Origin of the sequence: Sphaerospermopsis sp. FACHB-1094 (assembly GCF_014696195.1) — a bacterium.
In the GTDB taxonomy this organism is placed as follows: domain Bacteria; phylum Cyanobacteriota; class Cyanobacteriia; order Cyanobacteriales; family Nostocaceae; genus Sphaerospermopsis; species Sphaerospermopsis kisseleviana.
Window position 1 is genome coordinate 1 of the sequence record NZ_JACJPT010000055.1, and the last position, 26748, is coordinate 26748.

Genomic DNA, 26748 nt, shown 5'->3' on the forward strand with positions numbered 1-26748 from the left:
CATTAATACACCGAACCAGCCGATGTAAAGGCGGTTGTTGGTGCTGGTGATGAATTCACAAAAACGATCCCATACGTTGGCGCTTTGGCGCTGTTGAATGGCGGTTGTCATGTTCTTATGATTGCGTTTTATGTATGTATGTTTTGGTAGGTGTTTCTACCTGATGACTTTATAGTAGGTCAAATATTTCGATTTGTAAAGGGGTTTTCGTAATATTTTTTAAAATTTTTCTCACAGGATCAGAAAACCTAGATATAGTAAGGGTTACAGGCTTTATATTTTTGTAAACCTATTCTCTGGATTGTAAAAATGCTCTCATCTAGTCCCAAGGTAGTCACTTATAGTCCTGCATATACTCTTGTTCCTACTTACGAATGTTTTAATAGATGTAGTTATTGTAATTTTCGTGTTGAACCAGGTTCACTTCCTTGGATGACGCTAGAACAAGCAGAGAATATTTTATTACCTTTAAAAAATCAAAATGTCTGTGAAATACTCATTCTCAGCGGTGAAGTCCATCCTTTATCATCAAGGCGGGAAAAGTGGTTTCAGCTTATTTATGATTTATGTACTTTAGCTTTATCAATGGGATTTTTACCCCATACCAATGCCGGACCACTGAGTTTTACGGAAATGGAAAAGCTGAAAAATGTTACTGTTTCGATGGGGTTGATGTTGGAACAGTTGACACCCAAGTTATTAAATACTGTTCATCGTCATGCACCTAGTAAATTACCTCAAGTGCGTTTACAACAATTACAATGGGCGGGAGAGTTGCAAATTCCCTTTACGACTGGGTTGTTATTGGGAATAGGAGAAAGTGAAGATGATCGCTGGGAAACTTTAACAGCTATTTCTGAGTTGCATCAACGCTATCAACATATACAAGAAGTTATTTTGCAACCCCACAGTCCGGGAAGTCAGCAAACCTTTAACGCAGAAGCTTTTGATCCTCATCAACTACCGCACGTGATCAGGAAAGCACGGGAAATTTTACCCGCAAATATTACAATTCAAATTCCGCCTAATTTAGTGCTAGATGAAAATTGGTTACTAGCGTGTTTAGATGCAGGTGCGAGAGATTTGGGGGGTATAGGTCCAAAAGATGAAGTTAACCCAGATTATCCCCATTTACAGGTTCAGAGATTAAGAGAAATTTTACACTCTGGGGGCTGGGAGTTAGTAACCAGGTTGCCTGTTTATCCTCAGTTTCTAAGAAATAGGTAATTAGGGTTTGCTGAATAAACATGAAAATATTACAGGTCAGGGATTTTAGGCAATTTGAAATTGAAAAAGTGTATATCACAGCCTTTTGCTAGTCCATGAAGTATAAAATAAGAGTAAAAAAGCGATGCACCAACAAGGTTTTACTATTATCTGTGTAGGCTGACTTTAGCCTGATACTGCTAGTAGCAAAAAAATTTTTTCCAACGTATTAATCCCAAGTGAAATTGGGGAATGCTGAAACATAGGAAATAGTAACCTCATCCCAGCGGTTACACAACTTACAGTATGTAGCAAGTATCAAGGTAGCAGTAGCAATGATAGAGCCTGAAAACAAACTATTTGCCCCCAATGATGGTTGGAATGGTTTAGACACAAAAGAAGAACAACGCATCAGAGTATTGTTAGACTTGGGTTTACGGCAACCAGAAACAATTCCGGTATTTGAAGAAGCTACTCAAACAGCTGCTCACTTTTTGGCAGCAGAAATTTCTATTTTGGGATTTATGGACCAAGAAGTTCACTGGTTCAAATCATCAGTGGGTTTATCAAGATTAGGTCTCATGAATGATCTAGCACAAAAACGTCAATTATTACGACGGGATTCTTTTTGCTCTCAGGTGGTAGAAAATTCTCAAACATTAGTTATTAATGATACAAAAGCAGCAATAAATACACCAATATCTACCAGTAAGTTAGTCCAAAAATATGGCATCCGTTCCTACTTGGGAGCGCCATTAATTGATGCTTCAGGATACTGCTTGGGTGCATTGGCAGTCATGAATCGTCAGCCACGCAATTTTACAGATCGAGAAATTGAGTTTTTGCAAATCATCGCTCGTTGGTGCATGAGTGAATTTGAACGCAACCGATTGTTGCAAGGTCAATTCCAAAAAAGCACTATTACAAGTATTCCCAGTACAAGTATTCCTAGCTTGCCATTCCAGGAAGAACAGGCAATTGACTTGAAAATCGCACCACCCATTCTAGAAAATGTTTGTAATTCTACTCAGCAACTGAAACTAGAACTCTTAGGCCAACTAACTCAAGAATTGCGTACACCCTTAACATCCGTACTGGGGATGGCTGGTGTTCTGGCACGTGAAATTTATGGGCCTTTAACAACAAAGCAGCGAGAATATCTAGAGATTATCCAACACAGTGGACGCTACTTATTGTCTTTAGTCAATGAAATTACCGAACTAGGAATATTAAGTGATAATTCTAATGTGCTGAACTTAGCTCCTGTAGATATTGAAATGCTGTGTCAACAAGCTATCAACACTCTATCAGAAGTGGCTGTCCGTCGGAATCAAGAAATTCGCTTGTCTATAGAACCAGGACACAATCGCATTTGGCCTTTAGATAAAGATAAGGTGCGACAAATTTTGTATAACCTGTTGTTTAGCATTATTCAACTTTCTACTACAGGTAGTATTGTTCGTGTTCATATTTCTTATAAAGAAAATACGCTCTGTATTACTATTTGGGTTTCCCATCCCTGGTTAGGAGTAGGAGATGGAAACGGTGAAATTGACTCTTATTTACGTCTTGATTCTTTGTCCATATCAGAAATCTTGGGTAAGTCTGAAAAGTATGATTCTGATTTAGAAAATAAGAATAATGCCCCAGGAAATTGGGAAAAGTCAGCCAATTTGATTGAGCAGCAATTAGGAATCTTGGTTGATAGATCAGATAAGGATTTAGGTAATACTTCTGTGAATCTGTCTCGTGAAAAACTGGGTTTGTTACTCAGCTGTCAGATGGCAGAACTACATGGCGGCCAAATTTCCATCCAAGGTTCTCCAGAATCAGGATATCGCTATGTAATTTCTTTGCCACTGCCAACGGCTAATTCCGCTAAATAGTGACTGGAGACTGGTGATTGGTGACTGGGGAAGAAAATTTTAGATTTTAGATTTTAGATTGGAATTGACAAAAACAATCCAAGATCCTTTCATCCAAAATCCTTTCATTGAATTACCAATTACCAATTACCAATCACCAATTACCAATCACCGGATTATGATTAAGGCTAAGTTCTACAATTAGGTGCTAGTTGATCACAACCTTGTTTATGAATTTAGTCTGGCAAAGATTGACTTTATCCTCTGTACCGCTCAGAGAATATCTGGATACCAGTTACCTGCATCGGTTGATGGTGGGGATTTTACGTCCTTGGCGACAAACCAGTATTTTAATGCAGTGGGGAGATACGATAGCGGCTGCTCTACTTAGTCTTATCTATGCTCTTGCACCTTTTGTTTCTAGTACCCTAATCGGTTTGCTGCTTGTAGCTGGCGTGGGGTTATGGGTGCTATTGACTTTATCTGATGATACAAGTCTGACAAATGCAGCTTCGGTCACGCCAATTCATCTGCTAGTTTTGCTCTATTGGTTTATTGCTGTGGCAGCTACAGCTTTATCACCAGTGAAAAAGGCCGCGTTGAGTGATTTGGTAACGTTAACACTCTATTTATTGCTTTTTGTTCTATGCGCTAGAGTTCTCAGAATTTCCCGGTTGCGGTCTTGGTTGATTACTCTTTACTTACATATATCTCTGATTGTCAGTGTATATGGAATTCGGCAATGGTTTTTTGGCGCTAAAGCATTGGCTACTTGGGTTGATCCAGAATCCAGTTTGGCTAAAACTACCAGGGTTTACAGTTATTTAGGTAATCCTAACTTATTGGCTGGATATCTAATACCAGCAGTTGTTTTAAGTTTGGTGGCTATTTTTGCTTGGCAAGGTTGGATTAGGAAAGCTTTAGCACTAACAATGTTTGTTGTTAATACAGCCTGTTTAGTTCTTACTTTTAGTCGTGGGGGCTGGATTGGTTTGGTGGTGGGGCTTTTGGCTGCAATGGCATTGTTGGTTTATTGGTGGAGTGTGGAAATGCCACCTTTTTGGCGCACTTGGTCATTGCCAATTATTGTAGGGGGTTTGATTGGGGTATTGGTGTTGGCGGTGATTTTTGTTGAACCTGTACGGTTGCGAGTTTTTAGTATTTTTGCAGATCGTCAAGATAGTAGTAATAATTTTCGCCGCAATGTCTGGGATGCTGTTTTTGAAATGATCCGCGATCGCCCCATTATTGGTATCGGTCCTGGTCACAATTCTTTCAATAAAGTTTATCCTCTTTACCAACGTCCCCGTTATACTGCTTTGAGTGCCTATTCAATTTTCCTGGAGACGGCTGTAGAAACAGGTTTTTTGGGTTTAGCTTGTTTTCTTTGGTTAATAATTGTCATCTTGAATACGGCATTTATGCAAATGCGCCGTTTCCTAAATTTGAGAAGTAAAGATGGATTTTGGTTAATTGGGGCGATCGCAACTTTGCTCGGTATGCTCGCTCATGGCACAGTAGATACTGTCTGGTATCGTCCTGAAGTTAATACCGTTTGGTGGTTAATGGCTGCTTTAGTCGCCAGCTATTGGACTCCTTTAACTTCTCAAATAAATCAAGTCCACCCAGAACCGACAGCCTAAGCTAACAATTTTGGATTTTAGATGTTTTGCTTATGAAACACTTACTCATAATCCAAAATCTAAAATCTAAAATCTAAAATCTAAAATCCAAAATCTAAAATCTAAAATCCAAAATCTAAAATCCAAAATCTAAAATTGATGTTGATGTTAGTCTCTGTAACTGGTAGCTCCTGGTGCATTAGGATCACGATAACGAGTTGGTTCTTCTCCACGCTTTTTACCGGCTAAACCAGCTAAACCCAACAGGCCAATTAATCCCAGCCAACCCCAATCAACATCGTTACGATCATAATAAACAGTCCTGTCTGGTACAATGTCTGTTCTAGGTTGAGTCACTTGGGCTTGTGCGGGTAAATTTAAGAGTACAATTCCCATTGTCAGCGTCAGAACTCCAGCGCCAATGGTTTTGGTGAAATTACGTTTCATGGTGAAAGTGCCTTATACCGACTCGGATATTCACCAATGTATCTATTCCTCCGATTTGCCAAATCAATCTGCGGCTATAATCTAGAGTTGGCTGTAAATCAGGCTCAGGGTATATTTAGCTAATAATTTTTCATTGCTCGTTGAATATCACGCTGATCTTGACGGCGTTTGAGGCTTTCCCGCTTGTCGTGAATTTTCTTCCCTTTACATAAACCGATGCTGACTTTTACCCAGCCGCGTTTCAGATACATTTTTAACGGCACTAAGGTTAAACCCTGCTGTTCTACTTTACCAATTAGCTTGCGGAGTTCTTGCCGATGCAGCAGTAATTTACGAGTCCGACGCGGTTCATGATTAAAATATTGTCCACTAGAGGTATAGGGAGAAATATGTACATTTATTAGCCATGCTTCACCATTGCGAATCAACGCATAGCCATCCTGGAGATTTGCTTTACCAGCCCGTATTGATTTTACCTCCGTACCTGCCAGCTGTATTCCCGCTTCGTAGGTTTCTAGGATTTCATACAAATAACGAGCTTGGCGATTGTCGCTAATTACTTTATAACCTTCGTTTTTGTCACTCATTGAAAATCTGCTTTATGTTAAATATTGCTTAGTCGTTTTACTTCGTTGTTTAAAACATTTGTAATTTGAATAATGAATTTCGACTAATTGAATTTTACATTATATTTTCTATTTAATTCAATCTATTAGTGTAACATTATTAAAATTTAAAATAACATTAAATTTTATGAACACTTCCTAAGCATATAATAGCAAAATATTGAGTAAGAAAAATGCTAGGGGTGTACTGTCCATGCCCTTGAAGATCCTTGTAGTGGATGACGACCTCGGCACTCGTCTGTCTATCAGTGATTATCTTGAACTGTCTGGCTATTCGGTGATCATGGCTGATGACGGTCAAGAGGCTTTGTCTATGGTGGAAAAGAACCATCCTGATTTGATGGTGACAGATATTGTCATGCCAAAGATGAACGGCTATGAACTGGTGCGTCGGGTGCGTCAACAAGCTGAGTTTAGGTTGTTACCTGTAATTTTGTTAACAGCCCGAACCAAAACCCAAGAAAGAATTCTTGGTTATCAATCAGGATGTGATTTATACTTACCTAAGCCTTTTGAACTAGAAGAGTTAGCCGCAGCTATTCGTAATTTACTAGAGCGATCGCAAATTATTCAATCAGAATACCGCTTCTCTTATCAAGAAAGTTTAGATGGGTCTAACCTGATAAAATCAATACACGGACAAAATCATTTATCAACACCAATTGTCAATTCTCAGTTGTTATTATCATTAACTACAAGAGAGCAGGAAGTCTTAGAACTATTGACTCACGGGTTGTCTAACGCCGAAATGGGTAATCAACTACACCTCAGTCCGCGCACAGTTGAAAAATACGTCAGCAGTTTATTGAGAAAAACTTTAACCAGTAATCGCGCAGAACTGGTGCGTTTTGCCATCAAGCATGGTCTTGTAGAGTAGTTCAGGAGGCAGGAGGCAGGGGAAGAAAAGATTTTTACCAGTTACCAGTCACCAGTCACCAGTCCCTGATCACATATTCTAGCAGACCTGAACAAGCATCCATGAGGAGGTCAATCACCTGATTAAATCCTTCTGTTCCGCCATAATAGGGATCTGGAACTTCTTTGAGATCGTGTTGAGAGCAAAAATCACACATCAAACGAACCTTATGGTGATATTCTCCAGAACGGTCAACAGCGAGAATATCTTGATAGTTATCCTTATCCATCGCCAAAATTAAATCAAACTCTTGAAAGTCTGATTTTTGAAACTGACGAGCTTGCCCAAGTAGTTTAATTCCCAACTTAGCAGATGCAGCAGCACTCATGCGGCGGTCAGGTGGACTACCAATGTGATAACTAGAAGTACCAGCAGAATCACAGTAAATTTTATCGCTCAGATCAGCTTGATCAATCAGATGATTCATGATATTTTCTGCCGAAGGCGATCGGCAAATATTACCAAGGCAGACAAATAGTAACTTGTAAGACATTTTTCGGGGTTAATCCTTTTAGGTAAATGATTTAATCTACTATGTAATAAACTATGATCAAATAGCACAATAAGTCAAGATTTATATTTAAATAAACATCCCACAATCTCGACAAATAAAGGTATTTTGATGATTTTTATTAATACAGCGGATTCTTTGGTCATGAGATACATTATAGCCCCCTCATTCCTGGCGGAGATGGGATTTTGTCAATAAAGCGTTATACAGCACTTCCCTAAAAAGTGCAGTCATAGAAATGGGATTGCGAGAATCTGCTAGATTAGTTTTAACTCCCCAAGAAATTCAACATTGTTGGGGTGAAGGTGCAGGTTCTCAAGGATGGGAAAAAATCAGAAAATACCTCATTTATGATTTGGAAGATACGAAATTAATTGCTGATAAATTAGTTCCTTCCTATTACTATGAATCGCTGATAGTACCAGGTATGAATTTACAACAATTATCGCTCACTGGTAATGGTACTAAATGGCAGCGAGTTTTAGAAAGACAATATCCAGGTTACAAACCAACTGCTGATCCGAAGTTGAAGTTTGAGGGGGGACTGGTGAGTCAGTTTCAGTTTTTTTTAGCCCGAACCTTTGTATGTAAAGCTTTTGCGCCGCCAAAGAAGCAAATATGTCAGGTTTTATGGCAAAAAAACTTGACAACTGAGGAGAACTCAAAAACAATAGAGTAAAGTCTAAGTCTTGTGGAAATAAAAAAATGAAACGGACTAAGAGTAGTGTTGCAGAGAATATCCGCAACAGAATTGAGGAATGTGAAGAAGGGTATTGGATGTACGCTGACTTCCCCGACTATCCTGTTACTGCGGTTAGCAAAACCCTTTCTCGTTTGCAAAAAGATGGAACTTTAATGCGAGTAAGCAAAGGTTTGTACTACCGCCCTCGGATGACAAGGTTTGGTCGCAGTCATCCATGTCAAGAAGAAATCCAAAAACTAGCAATAAAACATAACCGAATCGAGAATCTATACCCTGCTGGGATTAGTGCTGCAAATTTACTAGGATTTACAACTCAAAATTCGGTGCAAGGTGAATTTGCTACATCAGCCAATAGTGTACCACGCACTATTGTTGGTTTTCGCACCCAAATTCATACTCGTAGACCTTCTACTTGGAATGACTTAACAGAGACTGAAACATCTCTATTGGATTTTTTGAGATGTAAGGGAAAATTAAGTGAGTTATCTCCTAGTGAAACAAAACAAAAATTGCTTAATTATTTTCGAGAAGGAGATAGGTTTGAGCGACTTGTTAACGTGGCAGATAAAGAACCTCCAAGAGTGCGAGCTATGCTGGGAGCAATCGGGCAAGAACTAGGAAAGAGTCGAGATATCTTAGTAAAAATCAAGAAAGGATTAAACCCCGTATCTCGTTTTGATTTTGGTAATCTAAGGAATCTTTGTTATGCCAAGGAGTGGCAAGCTAAGTGAAACTTTACGAACATCCAGAATTTGCAGATGCTATCAAAGCTGCTAAACAACATTTTGCACATCCAGGGTTAACCGAACAGTTCATTGAAAAGGATTACTATGTCACAGAAGCTCTGCGAATTGTGGCACAAAACTATCCAAATGAAGTGATTTTTAAAGGAGGAACGAGTTTATCTAAGGGGTGGAAGCTAATAGAAAGGTTCTCAGAAGATATTGACCTGTTTTTGAATCCTCAAATTTTCAATCCATCTCTTAGTAAAAATAGTATTGATAAACATTTAAAAAATATAGAAAAATTGGTAAATGGGCATCCCGGTTTTACACTTGATAACACCAGGGGTAATAGTGGTAGAGGAACTCATCGTAATAGTTTTTTTAACTATAAGCCTCAATTTTTAGGTAATAAAGCAATAGCTAATAATGTTTACTTAGAAATGGGAATACGTAGTGGGAATTATCCTGTAGAAGAAATATTAATATCTTCTTATTTAGCTGATTTCTTAAAAGAAACAGGTATTAGTTTAGGTACAGATGATGAATCTGCATTTCCTATGAAATTGTTACATTTCCGACGCACTTTTGTAGAAAAATTATTTGCTATACACTCTAGAGTGTTGCTTTTAAAAGAAGAAAAACAACCGATAGCAACTCACGCCAGACATTACTACGATCTGTACTGTTTAGCCCAAAGGCAAGAAGTAAAAGAAATGCTTAACACGGAAGAATATAATAACATTAAAGAAGATTGTTTTATCATTGGACAACAACATTTTAATAATTATCAACCACCTGAAAATTTGAGTTTTTCAAAGAGCATAGCAATTTTTCCAACAGGAGACTTACGACAATTAATTGCAAAGGAATATAGCCAACAATGCAAAAGTTTATGCTATGGCGATTATCCAAAGTGGGAAGAAATAGAATCATGCTTTGAGCAATTACGAAATATTTTGTAAGACATTCGCTAACAGTGTCTTCGCTATATCTACCCCTTATAGTAGGCAGAAAAATCGCTAAAAAACCGATAATTTCCTCTTTAACCGTAGAAATTGAGATATTCTTTTGCCATCTGGAGACGATAAACAATGCGCTCGTAAGAACGAGCTAAAACTCCAGCAGCATTAGTGGATGTAGTATCGCTGGCCAAATAGTCATATGCTTTTTTTTGCCAATAGTGCATTCTTTCTTTGGCTACAGACAGCATTTCTTCGATAGTGGCAAGTTGACTTAATCCCAACCTTTCACTGCAAGAAGTGCCACCTTCTCCTGTCACTTCTAACATTTGCGTTACCTCATTTTCGTCAAAGTCTAATTTTTTCTCATAATAATTACGCAGAACTCGCAACTCACTAAAACCATGCTCTTGGGCTTCTAATTCCTCAAATAAACCAGCAATATTTTTGACTATTTGTTGTTGTTTAACTGGAATATTTGGCTGGTATATAAAACTAGCTACTTTAATTTCCTGCAAGACTTTACTCAGTTTGATTAAGTAGGATCTATGACCAAAATGCGAGAGTATCAGGTCACGCAATTGGGTAATACCACTGCGTTTGAGTAGTTCATCAGTGAGTTGTGCTTGATTGTTGACCCCAGAAAGAATTAGAGTATAGGCAAGCCAAATGCCATATTGTCCCAGGCGGTTAAATAATTGCTGACGTTGGCTAGGTGAGATTGGTACATCTGAATATTCGCGAGCGCAAAAACGTTGGACATTGGCGATTAACCTATGCATCCGGTCTTCTGGAACTGATTGAGCCAGTTGAGTCAGAATTTTCCATTCATCATGAGTAAGAGTTTGCGCCCCAAAAGCTAAAAGCCCGCAGGTAGGATAAATTGTATAAAGTATGTTTCGTATTTGTGGATGTGCTGATAGTCGTTGACAGATTCGATTTCCCGCCTCCATTGGTTCAGAAACATTGGGATCAGACCAGTAACTATCAACTTTTGTGAGTACACCAATTGCATTGATTGGTGTCGCCTGACCGACTATTGGCCCTTGAAACATTTCTACGATTTGCTTATCTTCTGTAGCTAGACTATGACTGAACAGGTAAAGTACTGCATCAGCACCTTCAGTTTCAGCCTGGGTAACCTCAGCCAGTTTTTGCCCATATAATTGCAAAAACTCCAGGGTATTTTCCGAGTCATCTTTGTAATAAGACAGTAAACCAGGAGTATCAATCAGGTTGAAAGTTTCTAAAATTGTGTTTGGGTAAACAACCTCTATATACTTGATGCTTAAGAGGTAGTCGCGGTGAGAGTCAGCGCGCACAGTTAAAGCTGCTAGTTCAGCAAAGGACTTGACTTCAGGCGAGCGATGATTTTTAAAATGTACTATTAAGGATGGGCGATCGCCATACCGTAAAAAGTTGACGTTAAAAGTAGCTTCCACATTACCGGTTGCGACTACTGCCTCACCCAATAAGGCATTCATCATTGTAGATTTACCCGCTTTAATCAGACCAACTATCGCCACCCGCATTGGTTGATCTAATTGCTGCTGACATCGTTGCAACAAGCGGTGAAAATGCTCTAATCCTGGTTGATTGATAGTTTCAGAAAGGGCAGATTTAAACAATTCATCTACCCTTGATTGCAGAGTTCCCTCAATCATCTGCCCAACTTCCCTTTTCTGTGCCTACCGTAGTTACTGGTCGTACTACCTCAGTTTTTTCTTTAGTATCTGACACTGCACCCATCGTGATTGTAGCTTGGGCTAATTGCTGAATATTCTTTTGCAATTGATTGATTTGGGGTAATATAACTTGCAGTTCCTGAGTACGTTGTTGAACCTGGATTTGAGACCGTTGACGAGCTTCTTGTAGTGCGCGGAGACTGCGATCGCAATTATTTTTTTCTCGCTTAATTTGCTTTCGTAATTCTTCTCGCATCGACTGTTCTAAATCCGTGATAGCATCATCCAGCACTTTTCTACAGAGCATTTGGCTCTGTTTAAGATAAGGAAAGATAAATTTAGAAACCTCGCGTTTGTCTTTATCTTTAATTTGCGATACAGACTGATCAAATCCTAATTTTGCCCCTGCTAATCCTGCTAAAGAAAGTCCAAGAGCTTGACCTATAGTCGCTCCAGGACCAGCCCCAATACCGCCAAATAAAGCCCCAATAGCAGCACCGGCAATTCCTCCAACCCAATAACCAATCGTTGCTCCAGGAGTCGCTGTAAACCCAATATTGCGAAATATAACTACAGATTTTTCAAACAATCCAGTTGGTTTGGTTTTCCCCTTTTGGAAAGTAATATCTGTTTTGTCCCATTCTAAATCATCTATCTCTAATGGGTTAAGATTGAGTTTACTAGCAGACTCGATGTTTGTATATAGTTCGGCGGTTTGTTGACTCAGAAGTTTTCCTAAATTAGACATTAACCCATTAATATCTCCCTCAAGCAAACTAGCAATCTCTGTGGGATTATTTAAAAGTTTATTATTGTCTAGGTATTCATTAGCTTTATTGTGTACTTTATCAAAGCCGACATCAAACTGATGAATTATTTGTCTGCGGATATCTTGCAATCCATAATTCAGTTGAGTCAACCAGTCAGCATTATTTTCTTGTAGTGCTGCTAGTCGTTCTTTTGTCGCTTGAAGTTGGCGTTCAGATTCTTCTAATTCCTGCTTGCTTTGCTGTTGATATGTTTCCCACTCAACTTGAATTGGTGTTTTAATCTCATTTACTGCTCGTCCCAATTCAGTTAATGCCCTTAACAGTAAAATTTTCCCGCGTTCTTGACTGATTAATCCCCACAGTTCATTTTCTAATTCCTGAAAGTTACTATCTTCTAAATCTTCTGCTTCTTGAAATTTCAGGTAATCCAATTTCAGGCGACTGGAAACAGGAATAATCGAAATTTCACTGTCGGGAAGTTTGAGTACTTGAGCCAGTTTTTCTCTATTGCTAGCGATAATATTTTCGTAGTTTGCTACTGAATCTATCTTTGTGACTACAAAAATTAAATTTTGACAATAAGGAACAATTCTTTCAGTTATAAACTCTAATTCTTTAGCAGATAAAGGTGCTAGTGCATCACTAACAAAAATAATAGCATCTGCATTAGGAATAAATGCGTAGGTAACAGCCGTATGTTCTACATTGAGACTCCCGACACCAGGAGTATCCACCAACACCAAACCTTCTTTTAATTGGGGATTGGGAGATTGCAAAACCAACATTTTAGCTTGACGGGTATTGCCTTTATTATGTTGTTCCGTTACATAATTAGGAATTTCTGCCCGTTGAATTTCCTGAGATTTTTCTTTTCCTGATTCGCCTAAAACTACAGTAATTTTTTCTGTTTCACCATAGGTAATGCTGGAAACTAGATTAGTTGTAATATCAACATCTACTGTAAATAGTTCTGGTTCGTTTAGCAAGGCATTCATTAGGCTAGATTTACCTTGTTTAAATTCACCACAAACAACTACAAATAGTTTCTCGTCAATCAGACGTTTTTCTACTTCTTCGAGGCTTTGCTTAATTTCGATATTTTTTTGTCCTTCCGCTAAGGTTTTAGCTGGTTTAAAAAGCTGTAAAACCTTTTGTTTTTGTTGTTGATAACTAGCCATAAAGTATGATGTATGTTGTGATTAATTAAGAGGATATTTGAAAAGTATTGTCTGCAACCTCAAAAGCCTCAGAACCTAACCCCCTTATCCCCCCAAGCTTTGGAGGGAATGGGGGTATTCACCGGACTTGTAGGAGAGAGATTTACCAGAGAGGTTTCGCGTATATATTTTGGCTTTTCAAACAACCTCTAAGGAATGCCCAAAAAGCGATCGCAGAATTTTGCACCTAAAACCCGATAATATGGCTCTAGTGAAGGTTCTAGTAATGTACGCAACAATACACTAAACCGATTTATCCACTCAGATGAGAAGCTAGTATCAGACCCTAACATTTCAAACATTTCATCATACATAGCCAGCAATTCACGGCGTTTCTCTTTGTATTCCCCTAGTGTCATCTGTGCTACTGCTGGATGAGGAAAAATACCAATCTCGCCTTGCCATTGTAGTTCTGGTGCCAGATTGCGAAAGCGCAAATTAACATATTCCACAGGTACTTGGTTAGCCCAATTCACAGTTATTGTGGCGAAAGGCGGAAAAATTTTAGTTTGACCTTTTTGGGCTGTAGGTGCAAAGCCAAAAAACGGTAATATTGCGTAAACTTTTCCTTCTTTCCGCAGGGGAATTGGTAGACCAATACCTGCCTCTAAAGGTATGAGTTGACGAAATACAGGAGTTTGACGAATAGATTCTAATAATTGTTCAGTTTTACCAAGAGTTTCTCTTGGTTTTTGAGCTAGTGGTGTTGTCATAAATTACTTTTAATGCGTCGATTTTCTCTAACAAAAGCCAATTTTTTATGCAGTCACAACATTACCAGTAGTGGAAATCATGTAGGAATTACTATCAGCCCAAGCATCTATAAATTTATCTGCTGGTACTCTCAATCCTTGACCATTAGGTGTACCTGGGTCGTTGAGAATTACTGTAGGATTATTTGGATCGCTGTTGTCAATACCGATAACTTGCACAGCATGATTGACACCTTGACCTGGCATTCCTGCCAATTCCGATAAATAATCATCCTCATCAACCCCTTGATACCAGATTTCGTCAGCGTCTATTGCTACTATGACTTTCTCACCTTCTTGCAGTTTGTCGCTTAAATCTTCTAGCGTGCATTCATATTTTTTATCTACATCTACACCATTGGCTTCTAGTAAGTTGCCCATACAATCTAAGGGAGTACCACCACCAGGAGTGTACCAACCGTTTTCAATAGCTTGTTGACGCAGTTCATCCTCTGAGAAATCTATTCCTGTAACTGCATCTAAAATAAATTCCTGGGAAGCGATCGCGCAAGTATCATCATAAGTTTGTTGATGCCAGTGTTGCATATCATCTTCTGGAACACCGCACATTTCGGAATCTGTATCACTTGGGAATTCGCAAAAATCATCTGATTGACTATCCCCATTGATATCTTCAACTGGCAACATTTCATCAGGTATACCATCACCATCAAGGTCAGATGGAATTACCCAAGTGTCTGCTTGTCCGTCACCATCAGTATCAATACCCTGAGTATCAAAGTCAACCAAACTTGCATCAAATTGCTGGTAAGACTCGGTATCAGTATTTAAATCAGACATATTTGAATTTAGGAACAAATCTCCAGAATGCATCAATTTTTCTCCAAATATAATTACTGTGAATCATGTTTTAATGGATGTAACCAGCATTTTTTTGATAAAATATTGGTTTTTATTTTACTATTTAAACCAATCATTATCTGTATTTGAAGATTCAGTAGACTGCTGATCTTTTCGTGTTTTATTCTCTTTTGAATCTGGTTTTTCAACCAATCCAAAACTGGTATTAGTTAGTGCTTCTGCTTGTTTAGATGAGCGCGATCGCTTTGTTGATGGATTGATACCTCCCTTGAAATTTTTTATTTCTCCATCTCTGTTTTGGGAATATTCTCTATCTTCAGGATTTGATGAGTTAGCTAAAGCATTTCCTAAAGCATTGAAGACTGAACCCAAACCTTGTCCAGCTTGAGTAAACTCTTCTCCCAAAAAAGCCACGGGATTATCGATAAATTCTGAAACTTTATCTCGATTAATTGACCCATCATCGTCTTGATTATTCTCAATCCGGTAATCTTCAGATTGATATTGTCTTTTCTCTGATTCCAGATGAGATGCGGTAACTCTTGGCTGATTCTGCTTTTCTCTAGTGACAATCTCTATCACATCTGGCGCAGTCGCATTTAAAAAAGGCCCATCTATAGCATCTTTTTCTCTCGCTATCCCAAGACATAAAGATATGGGGTAACGACATCGAGAAGCTTCAAACCACAAATCTTTAGCATCAGAAGTGGGATACAAATTTATTCGTCTCTCAGAGCGATTTAACTCAAAATATTTTGCATCTCTAAAAGCTATATCTGTAGCTTTAAAGTCTACTTCGTACTGAGATTCATCAGGTATCTTTCTAGCGGACTCGAAGGATTTTACGTGCCATTTGTCAGCCACATATTTGTAAAGCTGCGTAAAAAGCTCAAGATTCATAGCGGGAATTTCCACATCAGAATCTTTTGTTAATTCAGTTACATAACCGAAAAAACCATAAACTGGTCTATTTCCGTTATCTAACATCATCTCTGATATACTCTCACGACCAGAGTTAGCCATAATTTCTGTGAGCATACAAGTTACACCAATAACACAGTAATGCTCATTTTTAAATAATGACCAACGTGGCTGTTCTCGCAACTTTTCGGGTAAGCGTGTAGTGCCTAAAATATATTTCTCTGCCCATTGCTTATCTTCATTATTGAAACCTGTTGGCATCCCAATCAAGCGAAAATCTACTTCGTAAGTGCGACTATAAACTATGGCAGCCCATTTAGACTGAGACATCAGCTTTTACCTCCGTATTTCCCAAAAAAAGAGGAACTTTTTGTAATTCTTCGGTAAGGCGTTCCATTTTTGATTGGATGACTTGGAATTGTCCTTCTACCTCTTTTAATTTTGCTTCTTTATTAGCTATTTTTTCGCTATTTAGCAACTTCACAAACCAATTACGTGCTTTATCTGTATCCAATTCTCTGCTAACTTGATTGTAGTAAGCTTTTGTATTTAATGCGTTTTCCCGCAACTTGGCATAAACTGCAAATGCTACAGGAAGATGTACATTAATTGGGTTAATTTCTCCACTAGTAGGATTGTCTGCCAAATCTTTGCCTAGACTGACTGGACATATCATTGTTAACCAACCAGAATTAGGCTGAAAAAGTGGTTCAAATAACTGCTTAACATCTCTGACAACAGCATCTTTACCCCGCTTCATACACTGGTCATATTTAGTAACAACAATTGCTATAGGAAAAGGCTTGGCATTTGTAGGATTTAACTGCTTTTGAATATCTGTGATAATGTTAGTCATCGGCTGAATTTTTAATTGTGTAGCAATTCTTTGTCTAGCTCCATAATCAACATTACCAGCCGCATCGACAATTTCTTTTGTGAGAAATTCTCCAGATATACACAAAAACAAACAAGCAGATTCTTTTACGTATTTTAATAAATCTTGCACATCTGCTTGCGATGTTTTATCTCGTAAAGCACCACCTCGATAGTCAATCCAATCAAAACCCATAATTGGTTTGGCTGCATAGTTGAAATCAAAGGAATATGTATAAATATTGGCATCATTCCCTGTCGGCCAACGTTCTTCTCCCTCACCACAAACTAATGCATCCCACTTGTCAGTTAAATCTAGGTCTACATCTAAATCTGTAGCACTGACTGTAAACCCATGCAACCCAACACTCATAAATGAGTACATTCCGAGCATATAGCAGGTTTTACCAGATTTGGTGTATCCGAGCATTGTTATTTTCATAATTTCCTCCTTTAATAACTACAAAGAATTATTGAATGAACACGAACTTGCTTTAAGAAAACAAATCAAATGGATCGCGATATTTTCTGTTAATTGCTCCTGAAAATTGATGATAAAACTTAAGTGTCCCACAGGCTTGTGCGTAATCTAGTAGAGTTTTACCGTTTTGCATCCAAGGAATATTTTCTAGATAATTAGCTAGAGCTAAAACAGGGTCTTTAATAAACTCTAATTTTTCGGAATGTTCAAGATAAGCCGCAAACTCTTGTTGAGCTAATTCTTCATCTGTGGGATTACCATTCCATTTGTCTCCTACCCATCTAATAAATCCTCCCATCCCTTGACTTTTTTGTTGCCATTGTATAGCCTTATCGTAAGATTTTTGCGCTAAAGCTTGTGCTACATAAGCTTGCAGATAAACTGCTGAATAAAGAGCAGAAAGTAGTGGTATTGGCACATTCATAAATTGATTACCGCAAGCAATTGGGATAAATGCACCTATAACCCACTTACTAGCATTAATCACACTTATGAGTCCTTCAAAGGGACTAATAATCTTTTCTTGAAAGTGACTAATTTTATCTGTCTTACTCAGAATGATTGCCAAAGATATGGGTTTTTCTACATCTCGCAAAGCTTGAGTAACTAAAGTGGTCATTCTCCGAATTTCATTTGCTCTGATATCTCCTCTCATCAAAGCATCACAATCACAAAACATCATAATGCCATCAGCTTCACGCAGGTCATTAATCAACAGGCTTGCTTGTTCGCTACTTTGTTTTTCTTTAATTGCTCCACCACGATAATCTGCCCAACGGAAAGCCAGAATGTCTTTACCTTGATGCTGTAAGAAAAAGTCATATTCCCCTCTTTGATCTGTTGCTGAGGGATAATTACCATGTGCGATCGCCTGGGCTAACTCATACAATCTTGCATGATCGTTTGTATTAATCGCTTTCAAAGAAAAGCCTTCTACTTGCTCTTGCATAATCCCATAAAGAGATGCCATATATGTTGTCTTACCAACATTAGTATTGCCAATCATGACAATTTTCATATTTTCACCTTCAAGTGTTTTTTCAAGCAATACAAGATATCAGAACCAATTGGAATCATCATTTTGCTGTTTTTCTGAATTTGGTGGATTATTTTCCTCATTACGGGTTCTAAATCCGTAATCTATATCTTGTTGTTCACTGTCTCTTTGTCGAGAACGAGAACGACGTGTCCTTCGTTGACCTCTTGAACTAGTCACATCACCAAGAAAATCACGGGTTTGTTTAGCCATTGCACCGCCAATTCCTTTATTGCTAATACAACCACCTGCTACCCATCCAATACTTGCCCCAACCACGAAACCTACCACACCACCACCAAGTAAGAAACCTGGTATTTGAGCAATTCTTAGCCCAGCCAACCCACCTAATACTGCACCTAATATTTCCACTGGCTCGAATGGAAGTTCTTTCTCCTCTACATCAGAATATTCATCATCCCTATATTCATTAGTGGGGAATGATTCTGCTCTAGACTGAGTATGGGGCGGTAATGCAATTGTTTCTCGTGCAACAGATGATTCTATTTTTCTAGAAATATCATCTTTCTGTCTGATACCAAAAGCTGTAGCATTCAAAAATGGACTTTCTACAGCATCTTTTTGGCTTGCCAACCCAAGGCAAAGTGAGACAGATTTAGCGTGAAAATTAGTAACTTGTTGAGCAGTAGCAATCCAGAGATTTTCTTTATTTTCATCTGGCCATAGGCGAACTATTTGACTATCTATTTGGTTTAAAGCAAAGTACTCTCTGTCAAAATCTGTGCGTGGTTGAGCAGCTAAATAATCTATTTCTTCATATTGAGATAATAAGGGAATTTTGCTCTCTTGTTGATAGGATTTCACAGACCATCGCTGCTGCACATATTCATAGAGAGGAGCGAAAATTTCCAAGTCTTTATCTGAATACTTAGGAATTGGGGGTAAACCATGTTCTCCATCTAATTCAGCTACATAACCAGCAAAAACATAAATTTGCCGATTACCAGCGTCTTTGGTTATATCTTCCACAATTGCATTACGAGAATTTTGGATGAGTTCTCTAGCCATGCACGTTACACCAATGACGCAGTAATGCTCATTTTTGAATAATGACCAACGTGGCTGTTCTGATAATTTTTCCGGTGAACGGGTCGTTCCCAAAATATGCTTCAATGCCCATTGTTGATCTTGTTCAGTGAAAATTTCAGGCATTGCAATTAAGCGGAAATCTACTTCGTAGGTGCGACTATAGACTATTGCTGACCACTTAGACATAAATTTTAACTCCTCTGTAAGAAAATAATTTAAGACAGTTACTAAGATATTTAGTAGCAAGCATTCTACTAAAACCAATCATCGACATTGGCGTTATCGTTATGTTGAAAAACGGCTTCTACACCAAAAGCATCAAAAGGATCTCCAGTAGAGGGTATTTTTACATTAGGTTTTATTTTTGTTTGGTTTTTTTGCTCTTCTGGAATAGGCTTTGGCTTAGTATTTAACTCAATTCCATAAATAGCCGCTCCCTGACAAACACATAATTCTGGTTCATCTATTAATAATGGTGGATGTCCTAACTTCTTCTCTATGGCATCTTGCACATAAACAATGCGACAGCTACCGCCTACTAATAAAACTTGATTGATATCTTGCCAATCTATCCCAGCATTTTTTATTAACTGGTCACAAACTGCTATAGTTTGGTCAATAGATGGAGCAATCATCTGGTTAAAATCTGCGCGAGTCAGTTGATAATCTTCTCCTCCTATAGGAATGTAAATTCTTGCTTCTTGCGCCTCGCTCAACTGATGCTTGATATCAATACACAGCTTAGATATAGTAGCCCTTGCTTGCGATGCATCTTTATTATTTAATTGTTGACGTAAAGCTTCACTACAACGGTTTTTGATATCTTGGTAAATCAGCCGATCAAAGTCCGTTCCACCACAATTTTCTAGTCCCTTTGGAGTGGAAAGGATTTGGTAACTCGCTGCTTCTTGTTTAATTAGGGTGGCATCAAAAGTTCCACCACCAAGGTCATAAACAAGTATCTTCTCTCCATCCTGCAATTTGTTTTTATTATGATGGGTGTAGTAAATAGCCGCCGCTACTGGTTCTTCCAAAAGCTTCACAGACCTAAATCCTGCTGCTTCTGCTGCTTTCTGCATTAAGTTGCATTTGTACTGTTGATATGTAGCAGGAACAGTAATGACAGCATTTTCAATTGCTCTTTGTCCTAGTGCTGTCAAAATTTTCTCAGCTTCAATTTTGAGCTTTCGTAGCACATCAGCCACCAAATTCTGAGGTAACAAAGAACGCTCACCTATCAGGTATGGTTCATTTATTCCCAGATCACGTTTAATTTCCCGTCGATACCGACGGATATCTAGCATACGATTGTTTTCGGCCGCCTGACCTACAAGTACCTCTCCTCCTTCAGTTAAATAGACACTAGAGGGAAAAGAGTAGCCATGTTTAAAGGGTTCTTTTATCAATCTCGTTGTGCCATTTAGCACTATTGCGGCACTGCTATTACAAGTACCAAAATCGATGCCTAAAAGCATATAGAGAACTCCAAGAAATAAATTATCCCGCTTGAAGTTGCTGACTGATGACTGTTGACCATTGACTGTGAACAGTAGGATATTTTTTTGTTTAGAAGTCCCATAATTTTTTGAGGATGGACTAAGGAATTTTATCAAAATTTGAGGTCATGGTAAATAATGCTTTCTAGGCGAGTCAATCTATGTAAAAATAGCTACTTTACAAGCTAGTAGAGGAAATTTCTCTCCTTAATAGGTAGGTTTTTATGACACTCTATACTGAAAATAATTTTAATTTTTATAACATTCATTTTATTAAGCATACTTAAAAAGACAAATCATTTAACATTGTGGGCTTTTTTGCCTACACAAGAGCAATTTATTTTTTCCAATAAGCTTTATATTTCTTTACATACTCACCTGTAACCTTTCACTCTCCCCCCTACCTCTGTTACAGAAATTTGAGATCAAACTCGCCACAAAAGTGCCATTTCGTTGAATGACTGCTTTACCATGCAGACAAAATCATAATAAGTTTAGAGCTAACGCTCATGTACGACAATAAAATTGCCGTACTACCATGCCAACATACTTATACTTTGGTGAAAACGAATTCTTTCTAACTCGCACCATCAAACAACTAAAAACCCACACCCTAGATCAACAATGGGCAAACTTCAACTATACAGAATACCCCCCAGAATCTAAAGAAACCATTCCTCAAGCATTATCCGATATAATGACATCACCAGTTGGGAGTGGAGGAAGATTAGTACACCAACAGCACATTACTGGGAGTTTGTTCAAAAGAAATTTTGTTGCAGTTGGAGTCCATTCTCCCCAAAATTCCCTCAACAAATACATTCCTTATAACCAACACTCACAAACCTGACGCGAGAAATAAATCCGTCAAACTCCTACTTGAATACGCACAGGTAAAAGAATTTCCTTTCATTCCCCAATGGAAAACCCAAGCATTAATACAGCAAGCTCGTACCTTAGCTGACGAAGTAGGTGTAACACTCACCACCGATGCTTACAAAGTATTGATTGATTACACAGGCAATAATACACGACTGATATTCACCGAACTAGAAAAGCTCAAAACCTATGCTTTGGGTAAAACAGTCAATGGGGATATGGTAAAAGAATTAGTCTCAGAAAGTGCTGCTAATAGTTTACAACTAGCCAACGCCATTCGCTTGGGTAACATTGCTCAAGCATTAGAATTTGTTGAACGCCTAATTAACTGTAACGAACCAGCTTTCACCCAAATGTTATACAGTTTGCAGGTGGTTCTCCTGGAATAGCGATCGCTCTATTTAATATTTCCATTTTTTTAACAATGCTCATACTACCACTAATATATGCAACTATCTGTATAGTATTTATATGTAAGAGTAGTTACTGAAATAGTTATAAATAATTTTGTTTATGCTATCAGTTATCAGTTATCAGTTATCAGTTGCTAACGACTAATAACTAATAACTAATGACTAATAACTCATGACTAATAACTAACGACTAATGACTAATTGACTATAATCCAGGCAGTTCTAGTCCACTAGTCAAATCTTCCATACGTTCCCGCATAGTCGCAGTAGACTTGTTGTAGGCATCTTTCATAGCTGCTGTTACGAGGTCGGAAAGTAGCTCTGAACCTTGTGCTATTGCGTCTGGAGAAATTTCTACTCTTCTGGGTTCTTGGTTGCCACTAACAATTACTTTAACCAGTCCACCACCAGATTCTCCTTGAATTTCCATTTGCTCTAATTCTTCTTGGAGACGCTTTGCACCTTCTTGAACCTGCTGTGCTTTTTTAAAAGCGTCCGCAAGTTCTTTCATTTTTCCTAGGCCAAAACCAAATCCCTGTCCTTTTCCTGCTGTCATAACAAATTTTCCACTTATGCTTTGAATAACAAATCAAATTCAATTATAGTTGGGTTGGGTAATTGGTAATGGGTAATGGGTAATTGGTAATTGGTAATTGGTAATTGGTAATTGGGAAAAATAAAATTGATTACCCAGTCACCAGTCACCAGTCACCAGTCACCAGTCACCAGTCACCAGTCACCAGTCACCAGTCACCAGTCACCAGTCCCCTATCAACAAACTGCTTGAAACTCGCCAATCATTTTAACCTCTGGCTCTAACCAAATTGACCAACGTTCTTGTACTTCACGTTGAATATGATTAATGAGACAGAAAATATCGCTGGCTTTAGCTCCACCACGATTAACGATAAAATTGGCATGAAGTTGTGCAACTTGCGCTCCACCGATTTGATAGCCTTTTAAACCAGCTTGTTCAATTAACCATCCAGCAGTGTAAGGCTTAGGATTGCGGAAAACACTGCCACAACTGGGAAAATTATAAGGTTGGGTAGAAAGGCGATGTTGTTTATGTTGTTTGGTTGTAGCTATAACTTGTGCTGGATCTGCACCGGGTTGGAGTTGCAAGGTTGCTTGAGTAACTATCCGTTTTCCCCCTTGCAATAATGAAGTCCGATATTTGTAACCTAATTCCGCTGGGGTGAGAGTTTCTAATGTACCATCAGGAGAGAGCAATTCCGCGCTCACCAACATATCTGCAATACAGCTATTATGCGCCCCTGCATTCATCACAACTGCACCACCAACAGTTCCCGGAATACCCACAGCCCATTCTAACCCTTCCCATCCCAATTCTGCGGCTTCCCATGCCAAGCTAGGAATAGATTCGCCTGCGGCGACAGTTAATTGACCTGTTTCTAGGTCGAAGTGCTTGGAACGGAAATGACGAGTAGCAATCACTAAGCCTGGTATACCTTGATCGCTGACCAACAAATTAGAACCTGCTCCCAGGATTGTTATGGGTAAATCTTGTTCTTTTGCGTACTCAATACTTGCTTGTAATGCTTCTAAGTTGCGTGGAGCAACGTACCATTGGGCTTCTCCTCCAACTCTGTAGGAAGTAAATGCTGATAAAGAAGCCTGGGTTTTAATTACACAATCAGTACCGGGTAAGTAAATTACTTCACTATCAACAGAATTAGTTGTTTGCTGTTTATTTGTAGTCAAAGCAGAAATCTTACAGACGTTTCCAGCAGCCGGGGAAGTTATCATCGTTGCTTTAATTGGTAATTTTTATGACTCTTTTACCGTAAAATTCCGGCAATAAGTTTAACTAATGAAACTATTGCTAGATAGGAAATTCGCACAAGAAACAAAACCTAGAAAACCTAGAACTGTGCTTTGCTTAGGATGTGGCTTTAGCTGGTTCACGAAGTGTAGCAATTACTTCAGGAATCGCTTGATTCAGATTACCAGCACCTAAAAATAGCGCCAAATCACCAGAACGCAGGTTTGACAATAAAAACTCGCACACAGATGATAAAGTCGGTTGATAAATAACCTGCTGATGCTGCTTCCCTATTTCTGCTGCTAATTGTTCACCATTAATCAGTCCTAAATCTGGTTCTCCGGCGCTGTAAATGTCAGTGAGAACTACTAAATCAGCATGGGTAAAAGATTCGGAAAATTCTTCTAAAAAGGTAAGTGTCCGACTATAACGATGGGGTTGGAAGATGGCAACTACCCTTTGTCCTGGTCTAGCCTGAAGACGTGCTGCGGCCAAAGTAGCACGAATTTCGCTAGGGTGATGGGCATAATCATCAATAAAAGTAATACCAGCCGCTTCTCCCCGGAACTCAAAGCGCCGTCTTGCTCCTTCAAAGGTAGCAATACCTTTAGCAATTTCCCCAAATTCTAAACCCAGGGCGCGTCCTACGGCTACTGCGGCTAGAGCATTGCTGAGGTTATGCCGACTCAAAAGTTGTAGATTTAATACACCCAAGGCTTTACCTTTTTCCCAAACCAAAGCTGTTGTACCATCAGCACGATAGTCAATGTTGGTGACAGTATAGTCAGCGCCGGTATCTGGATGTAGACTATAGCTGATGTTTGGGTTAAGGCGATCGCGCACTGTGTCACAATCAATGCTACCTACTAAAATTTGGCAACCCTCGGCAAATTTTTGGAAAGTCTCAACTACTTCGTCTAATGTTTCGTAGTGGTCAGGATGATCAAGTTCAATATTGGTAATTATCCCGATAGCTGGGGCGTGTTTCACCAGAGAACCGTCAGATTCATCTGCTTCAGCCACTAGATACTTGCTTTCCCCTAATCTAGCATTCCCTTCCCAGGCATTTACTTCTCCACCGACTAAAATGGTCGGGTCAAGACCAGCTTGCCATAGCATATAACCAATCATGCTACTGGTTGTAGTTTTGCCGTGAGTTCCTGCTACAGCAATGCTATAATAATCAGCAATCAAGGCAGCTAAGACATCAGAACGGTGTAAAATTGGACAACCTAATTCTATGGCAGCTTTATATTCCAAATTATTGGTATTAATAGCTGTTGAACAAATTACTTGAGGTAAGTTAGACTTATCAACGGGCAATTTTTCTGGTGAATTTAATACTATTCCATCAGCCGATTCTTGAGGACGAAAGAACTCCAGATTGCTGGCTTCTTGTCTACTAAAAATGTGAGCGCCCAGGGATTCTAACTTGCGTGTAATCTGATTAGGTCGCAGATCAGAACCTGATACTGGTAATTGCCGTTTTGTCAACACATAAGCTAGAGCCGACATTCCTATACCGCCAATCCCAATGAAATGAAATGGTCTACCGCTAAAATCTATCTGACTATTCATCTTTTGTTCCTCTTACACCACACCACAAAATCTTTACATAAGACACGCGTATCATAACAGGATTTGGATTTTTACAGATACTGCTCCTGTAGGATTTTCATATCTGAATAAAGGGTTAATTTTTTACTTTGTTTTTGCTTGTTCAGAAAGATATTACCCTGACGAGAGAGTTTCTCTATTTCTGATATCTTTTTATGATTATTCTGAAAACTGGGGTAACATCGGGAAAAAAATCCTGTAATGTTAAATACATATCGTTGATGGCTTTACTAAAAGTGGCTACGGAAGTCCTTGAGTTACAAACATAATTTGACACTAAGTAGGTAGGCGTTAAAAATGGTCGTTATGGCAAGGCAGGAGGCAGGAGGCAGAAGGCAGGAGGGAAGAGACTTTTAGGTAACTTTACTTTTCGTTACATACGTCTGTTTTTTTGTGCTTTTCTACTTATATCCAGCCAGCAGGTGAATTGACTACAATAATACATTGGTAGGGAAAAGATTATTCAACTAGTTGCAGTAGGAAATTTTAGGAGGCAGGAGGTAGGAAGTAAGAGACAAAACTTTAGCAGTGTGCTTTACTTTACCTGAATATTCCCGCACATCAAATGCAGAAACTAGCAATTTTTGGAGGTACATTTGACCCAGTTCACTGGGGACACCTACTCGTAGCCAAAATGGCTTTGACGCAATTACATCTGGAACAAATAATTTGGATACCTTCAAAAAATCCTCCTCATAAACAAGCCGCACTGTTTGAACATCGAGTAGCAATGCTGGATATAGCTACTAAAAATAACCCAGCTTTTACAGTCTCACTGATTGAGAGAGAATGCTCTGGGACTTCATACTCTATTAACACCCTGATTGATTTATCTGCTTTTTACCCAAATACTCATTGGTACTGGATTATCGGTTTGGATGCTTTCCAAACTTTACCTCGTTGGTATCGTGGATATGAACTAGCACAAATGTGTGATTGGTTAATTGCCCCCCGACAGGTCGGTGGTGAGACTATAGCTCAAACTGAGTCAATCTGCAACCAAGTAGAAAAAAAATTTAGAGAAAAATCACATACAATCAATTGGCAGTTACTGCATACACCTTTAGTAAGAGTTTCGTCAAGTATCATCCGTGAACTTTGTCGCCAAGGCTGTTCCATTGATGATTTAGTACCGAAATCAGTCGGCTTGTACATCGCCACTCACAATCTTTACACTCATAATTCTGAATAAATTCTGTATTTTTTTTGGGATAGAACACTTTATAGTTATAAATACTCCTCCCCTTTGCGATATGATTGGGGTCTGGAACAGAATCAAAACATTTACTCCAATCTACTCATTGAGCGAAAAAATCTAGACTTCAACACTCAAAGGTGTGATAATTACCCTGTTTTTAGGTAATAACCAA

General features: G+C 38.7%; 25 protein-coding genes and 1 pseudogene. 10 read left to right on the forward strand and 16 right to left on the reverse strand.

All coding sequences use genetic code 11. The annotated features are described in order from the left end of the window. Nucleotides 1-111, reverse strand: a pseudogene (locus tag H6F47_RS16635) (photosystem II q(b) protein); the annotation flags it as partial. 198 nt (nt 112-309) lie between these two features. Between H6F47_RS16635 and cofG the strand changes: the two are divergent. The 3 genes from cofG (at nt 310) to H6F47_RS16650 (ending at nt 4714) form a co-directional block, all read left to right on the forward strand. Continuing rightward, nucleotides 310-1227, forward strand: a complete 918-nt coding sequence (gene cofG, locus H6F47_RS16640; protein WP_190348750.1) for a 7,8-didemethyl-8-hydroxy-5-deazariboflavin synthase subunit CofG — start codon at nt 310-312, stop codon at nt 1225-1227. Nucleotides 1228-1541: 314 nt separating this feature from the next. After that, complete coding sequence (locus tag H6F47_RS16645; protein WP_137668984.1) at nt 1542-3092, forward strand: GAF domain-containing sensor histidine kinase; 1551 nt, start codon at nt 1542-1544, stop codon at nt 3090-3092. A 209-nt stretch (nt 3093-3301) separates the two neighbouring features. Further along, a complete protein-coding gene (locus tag H6F47_RS16650) occupies nt 3302-4714 on the forward strand; it encodes an IctB family putative bicarbonate transporter (protein ID WP_137668983.1) in 1413 nt (470 codons plus the stop codon). A 147-nt stretch (nt 4715-4861) separates the two neighbouring features. On the opposite strand, the gene H6F47_RS16655 is transcribed toward H6F47_RS16650, so the two are convergent. Both H6F47_RS16655 and smpB read right to left on the reverse strand, forming a co-directional pair. Continuing rightward, nucleotides 4862-5140 carry a WGxxGxxG family protein gene (locus tag H6F47_RS16655; protein ID WP_096569131.1) on the reverse strand — a complete coding sequence of 93 codons (279 nt, stop codon included), beginning with the start codon at nt 5138-5140 and terminating at the stop codon, nt 4862-4864. Nucleotides 5141-5259: 119 nt separating this feature from the next. Then, a complete protein-coding gene (gene smpB / locus H6F47_RS16660) occupies nt 5260-5727 on the reverse strand; it encodes an SsrA-binding protein SmpB (RefSeq protein ID WP_096569128.1) in 468 nt (155 codons plus the stop codon). Nucleotides 5728-5959: 232 nt separating this feature from the next. Here smpB and H6F47_RS16665 point away from each other — a divergent pair, with 232 nt between their 5' ends. Next, nucleotides 5960-6643, forward strand: coding sequence for a response regulator transcription factor (locus tag H6F47_RS16665; RefSeq protein WP_096569125.1), 684 nt, complete (start codon nt 5960-5962; stop codon nt 6641-6643). Between the two features lie 55 nt (nt 6644-6698). On the opposite strand, the gene H6F47_RS16670 is transcribed toward H6F47_RS16665, so the two are convergent. Beyond that, nucleotides 6699-7175 carry a low molecular weight protein-tyrosine-phosphatase gene (locus H6F47_RS16670; RefSeq protein ID WP_137668982.1) on the reverse strand — a complete coding sequence of 159 codons (477 nt, stop codon included), beginning with the start codon at nt 7173-7175 and terminating at the stop codon, nt 6699-6701. A gap of 256 nt (nt 7176-7431) precedes the next feature. Here H6F47_RS16670 and H6F47_RS16675 point away from each other — a divergent pair, with 256 nt between their 5' ends. Genes H6F47_RS16675 through H6F47_RS16685 form a run of 3 tightly spaced genes read left to right on the forward strand, consistent with a single transcriptional unit; the run spans nt 7432 to nt 9583 of the window. Next, the gene (locus H6F47_RS16675) at nt 7432-7872 is read left to right on the forward strand and encodes a hypothetical protein (protein WP_242027414.1); all 441 of its coding nucleotides are present in this window, start codon (nt 7432-7434) and stop codon (nt 7870-7872) included. Nucleotides 7873-7898: 26 nt separating this feature from the next. Then, nucleotides 7899-8627: a DUF6088 family protein gene (locus H6F47_RS16680; RefSeq protein WP_190650104.1), complete on the forward strand. Its 729-nt coding sequence runs from the start codon at nt 7899-7901 to the stop codon at nt 8625-8627. Next, entirely contained in the window at nt 8624-9583 is a 960-nt protein-coding gene (locus tag H6F47_RS16685; protein ID WP_190650106.1) for a nucleotidyl transferase AbiEii/AbiGii toxin family protein, read from the forward strand. Before H6F47_RS16680 ends, H6F47_RS16685 begins: the two co-directional genes overlap by 4 nt. Nucleotides 9584-9663: 80 nt before the next feature. On the opposite strand, the gene H6F47_RS16690 is transcribed toward H6F47_RS16685, so the two are convergent. The 9 genes from H6F47_RS16690 to H6F47_RS16730 form a co-directional block, all read right to left on the reverse strand. Then, nucleotides 9664-11244: a dynamin family protein gene (locus H6F47_RS16690; protein WP_190650108.1), complete on the reverse strand. Its 1581-nt coding sequence runs from the start codon at nt 11242-11244 to the stop codon at nt 9664-9666. Continuing rightward, complete coding sequence (locus H6F47_RS16695; RefSeq protein ID WP_190650110.1) at nt 11237-13213, reverse strand: dynamin family protein; 1977 nt, start codon at nt 13211-13213, stop codon at nt 11237-11239. Before H6F47_RS16695 ends, H6F47_RS16690 begins: the two co-directional genes overlap by 8 nt. A gap of 188 nt (nt 13214-13401) precedes the next feature. Then, on the reverse strand, nt 13402-13965 hold the full coding sequence (locus H6F47_RS16700) for a hypothetical protein (protein WP_190650112.1): 564 nt from the start codon (nt 13963-13965) through the stop codon (nt 13402-13404). A gap of 45 nt (nt 13966-14010) precedes the next feature. Further along, nucleotides 14011-14805, reverse strand: coding sequence for a hypothetical protein (locus H6F47_RS16705; RefSeq protein WP_242027415.1), 795 nt, complete (start codon nt 14803-14805; stop codon nt 14011-14013). Nucleotides 14806-14925: 120 nt separating this feature from the next. Further along, on the reverse strand, nt 14926-16077 hold the full coding sequence (locus tag H6F47_RS16710; RefSeq protein ID WP_190650116.1) for a hypothetical protein: 1152 nt from the start codon (nt 16075-16077) through the stop codon (nt 14926-14928). Then, a complete protein-coding gene (locus H6F47_RS16715) occupies nt 16064-17062 on the reverse strand; it encodes a hypothetical protein (RefSeq protein WP_190650118.1) in 999 nt (332 codons plus the stop codon). The genes H6F47_RS16710 and H6F47_RS16715 overlap by 14 nt, the downstream gene beginning before the upstream one ends. Before the next feature lie 52 nt (nt 17063-17114). Next, complete coding sequence (locus H6F47_RS16720) at nt 17115-18119, reverse strand: hypothetical protein (RefSeq protein WP_190650120.1); 1005 nt, start codon at nt 18117-18119, stop codon at nt 17115-17117. A gap of 39 nt (nt 18120-18158) precedes the next feature. Beyond that, nucleotides 18159-19373 (reverse strand): hypothetical protein, encoded by a 1215-nt coding sequence (locus H6F47_RS16725; protein WP_190650122.1) that lies wholly within the window; start codon nt 19371-19373, stop codon nt 18159-18161. 68 nt (nt 19374-19441) lie between these two features. Beyond that, on the reverse strand, nt 19442-20662 hold the full coding sequence (locus H6F47_RS16730) for an Hsp70 family protein (protein WP_190650124.1): 1221 nt from the start codon (nt 20660-20662) through the stop codon (nt 19442-19444). Between the two features lie 559 nt (nt 20663-21221). Here H6F47_RS16730 and H6F47_RS28560 point away from each other — a divergent pair. After that, a complete protein-coding gene (locus tag H6F47_RS28560) occupies nt 21222-21533 on the forward strand; it encodes a hypothetical protein (protein ID WP_277877157.1) in 312 nt (103 codons plus the stop codon). Then, on the forward strand, nt 21460-21951 hold the full coding sequence (gene holA / locus H6F47_RS16735; RefSeq protein WP_277877158.1) for a DNA polymerase III subunit delta: 492 nt from the start codon (nt 21460-21462) through the stop codon (nt 21949-21951). The genes H6F47_RS28560 and holA overlap by 74 nt, the downstream gene beginning before the upstream one ends. Before the next feature lie 229 nt (nt 21952-22180). Here the strand turns inward: holA and H6F47_RS16740 are convergent, their stop codons facing one another. The 3 genes from H6F47_RS16740 to murC form a co-directional block, all read right to left on the reverse strand. Then, complete coding sequence (locus H6F47_RS16740; RefSeq protein ID WP_096569112.1) at nt 22181-22531, reverse strand: YbaB/EbfC family nucleoid-associated protein; 351 nt, start codon at nt 22529-22531, stop codon at nt 22181-22183. A 215-nt stretch (nt 22532-22746) separates the two neighbouring features. Then, the gene (murB, locus tag H6F47_RS16745) at nt 22747-23745 is read right to left on the reverse strand and encodes a UDP-N-acetylmuramate dehydrogenase (protein ID WP_096569109.1); all 999 of its coding nucleotides are present in this window, start codon (nt 23743-23745) and stop codon (nt 22747-22749) included. A 133-nt stretch (nt 23746-23878) separates the two neighbouring features. Next, complete coding sequence (gene murC / locus H6F47_RS16750) at nt 23879-25339, reverse strand: UDP-N-acetylmuramate--L-alanine ligase (RefSeq protein WP_096569106.1); 1461 nt, start codon at nt 25337-25339, stop codon at nt 23879-23881. A gap of 604 nt (nt 25340-25943) precedes the next feature. Between murC and nadD the strand changes: the two genes are divergently transcribed. After that, on the forward strand, nt 25944-26570 hold the full coding sequence (gene nadD, locus H6F47_RS16755) for a nicotinate (nicotinamide) nucleotide adenylyltransferase (protein ID WP_096569102.1): 627 nt from the start codon (nt 25944-25946) through the stop codon (nt 26568-26570). Nucleotides 26571-26748 lie beyond the last annotated feature (178 nt).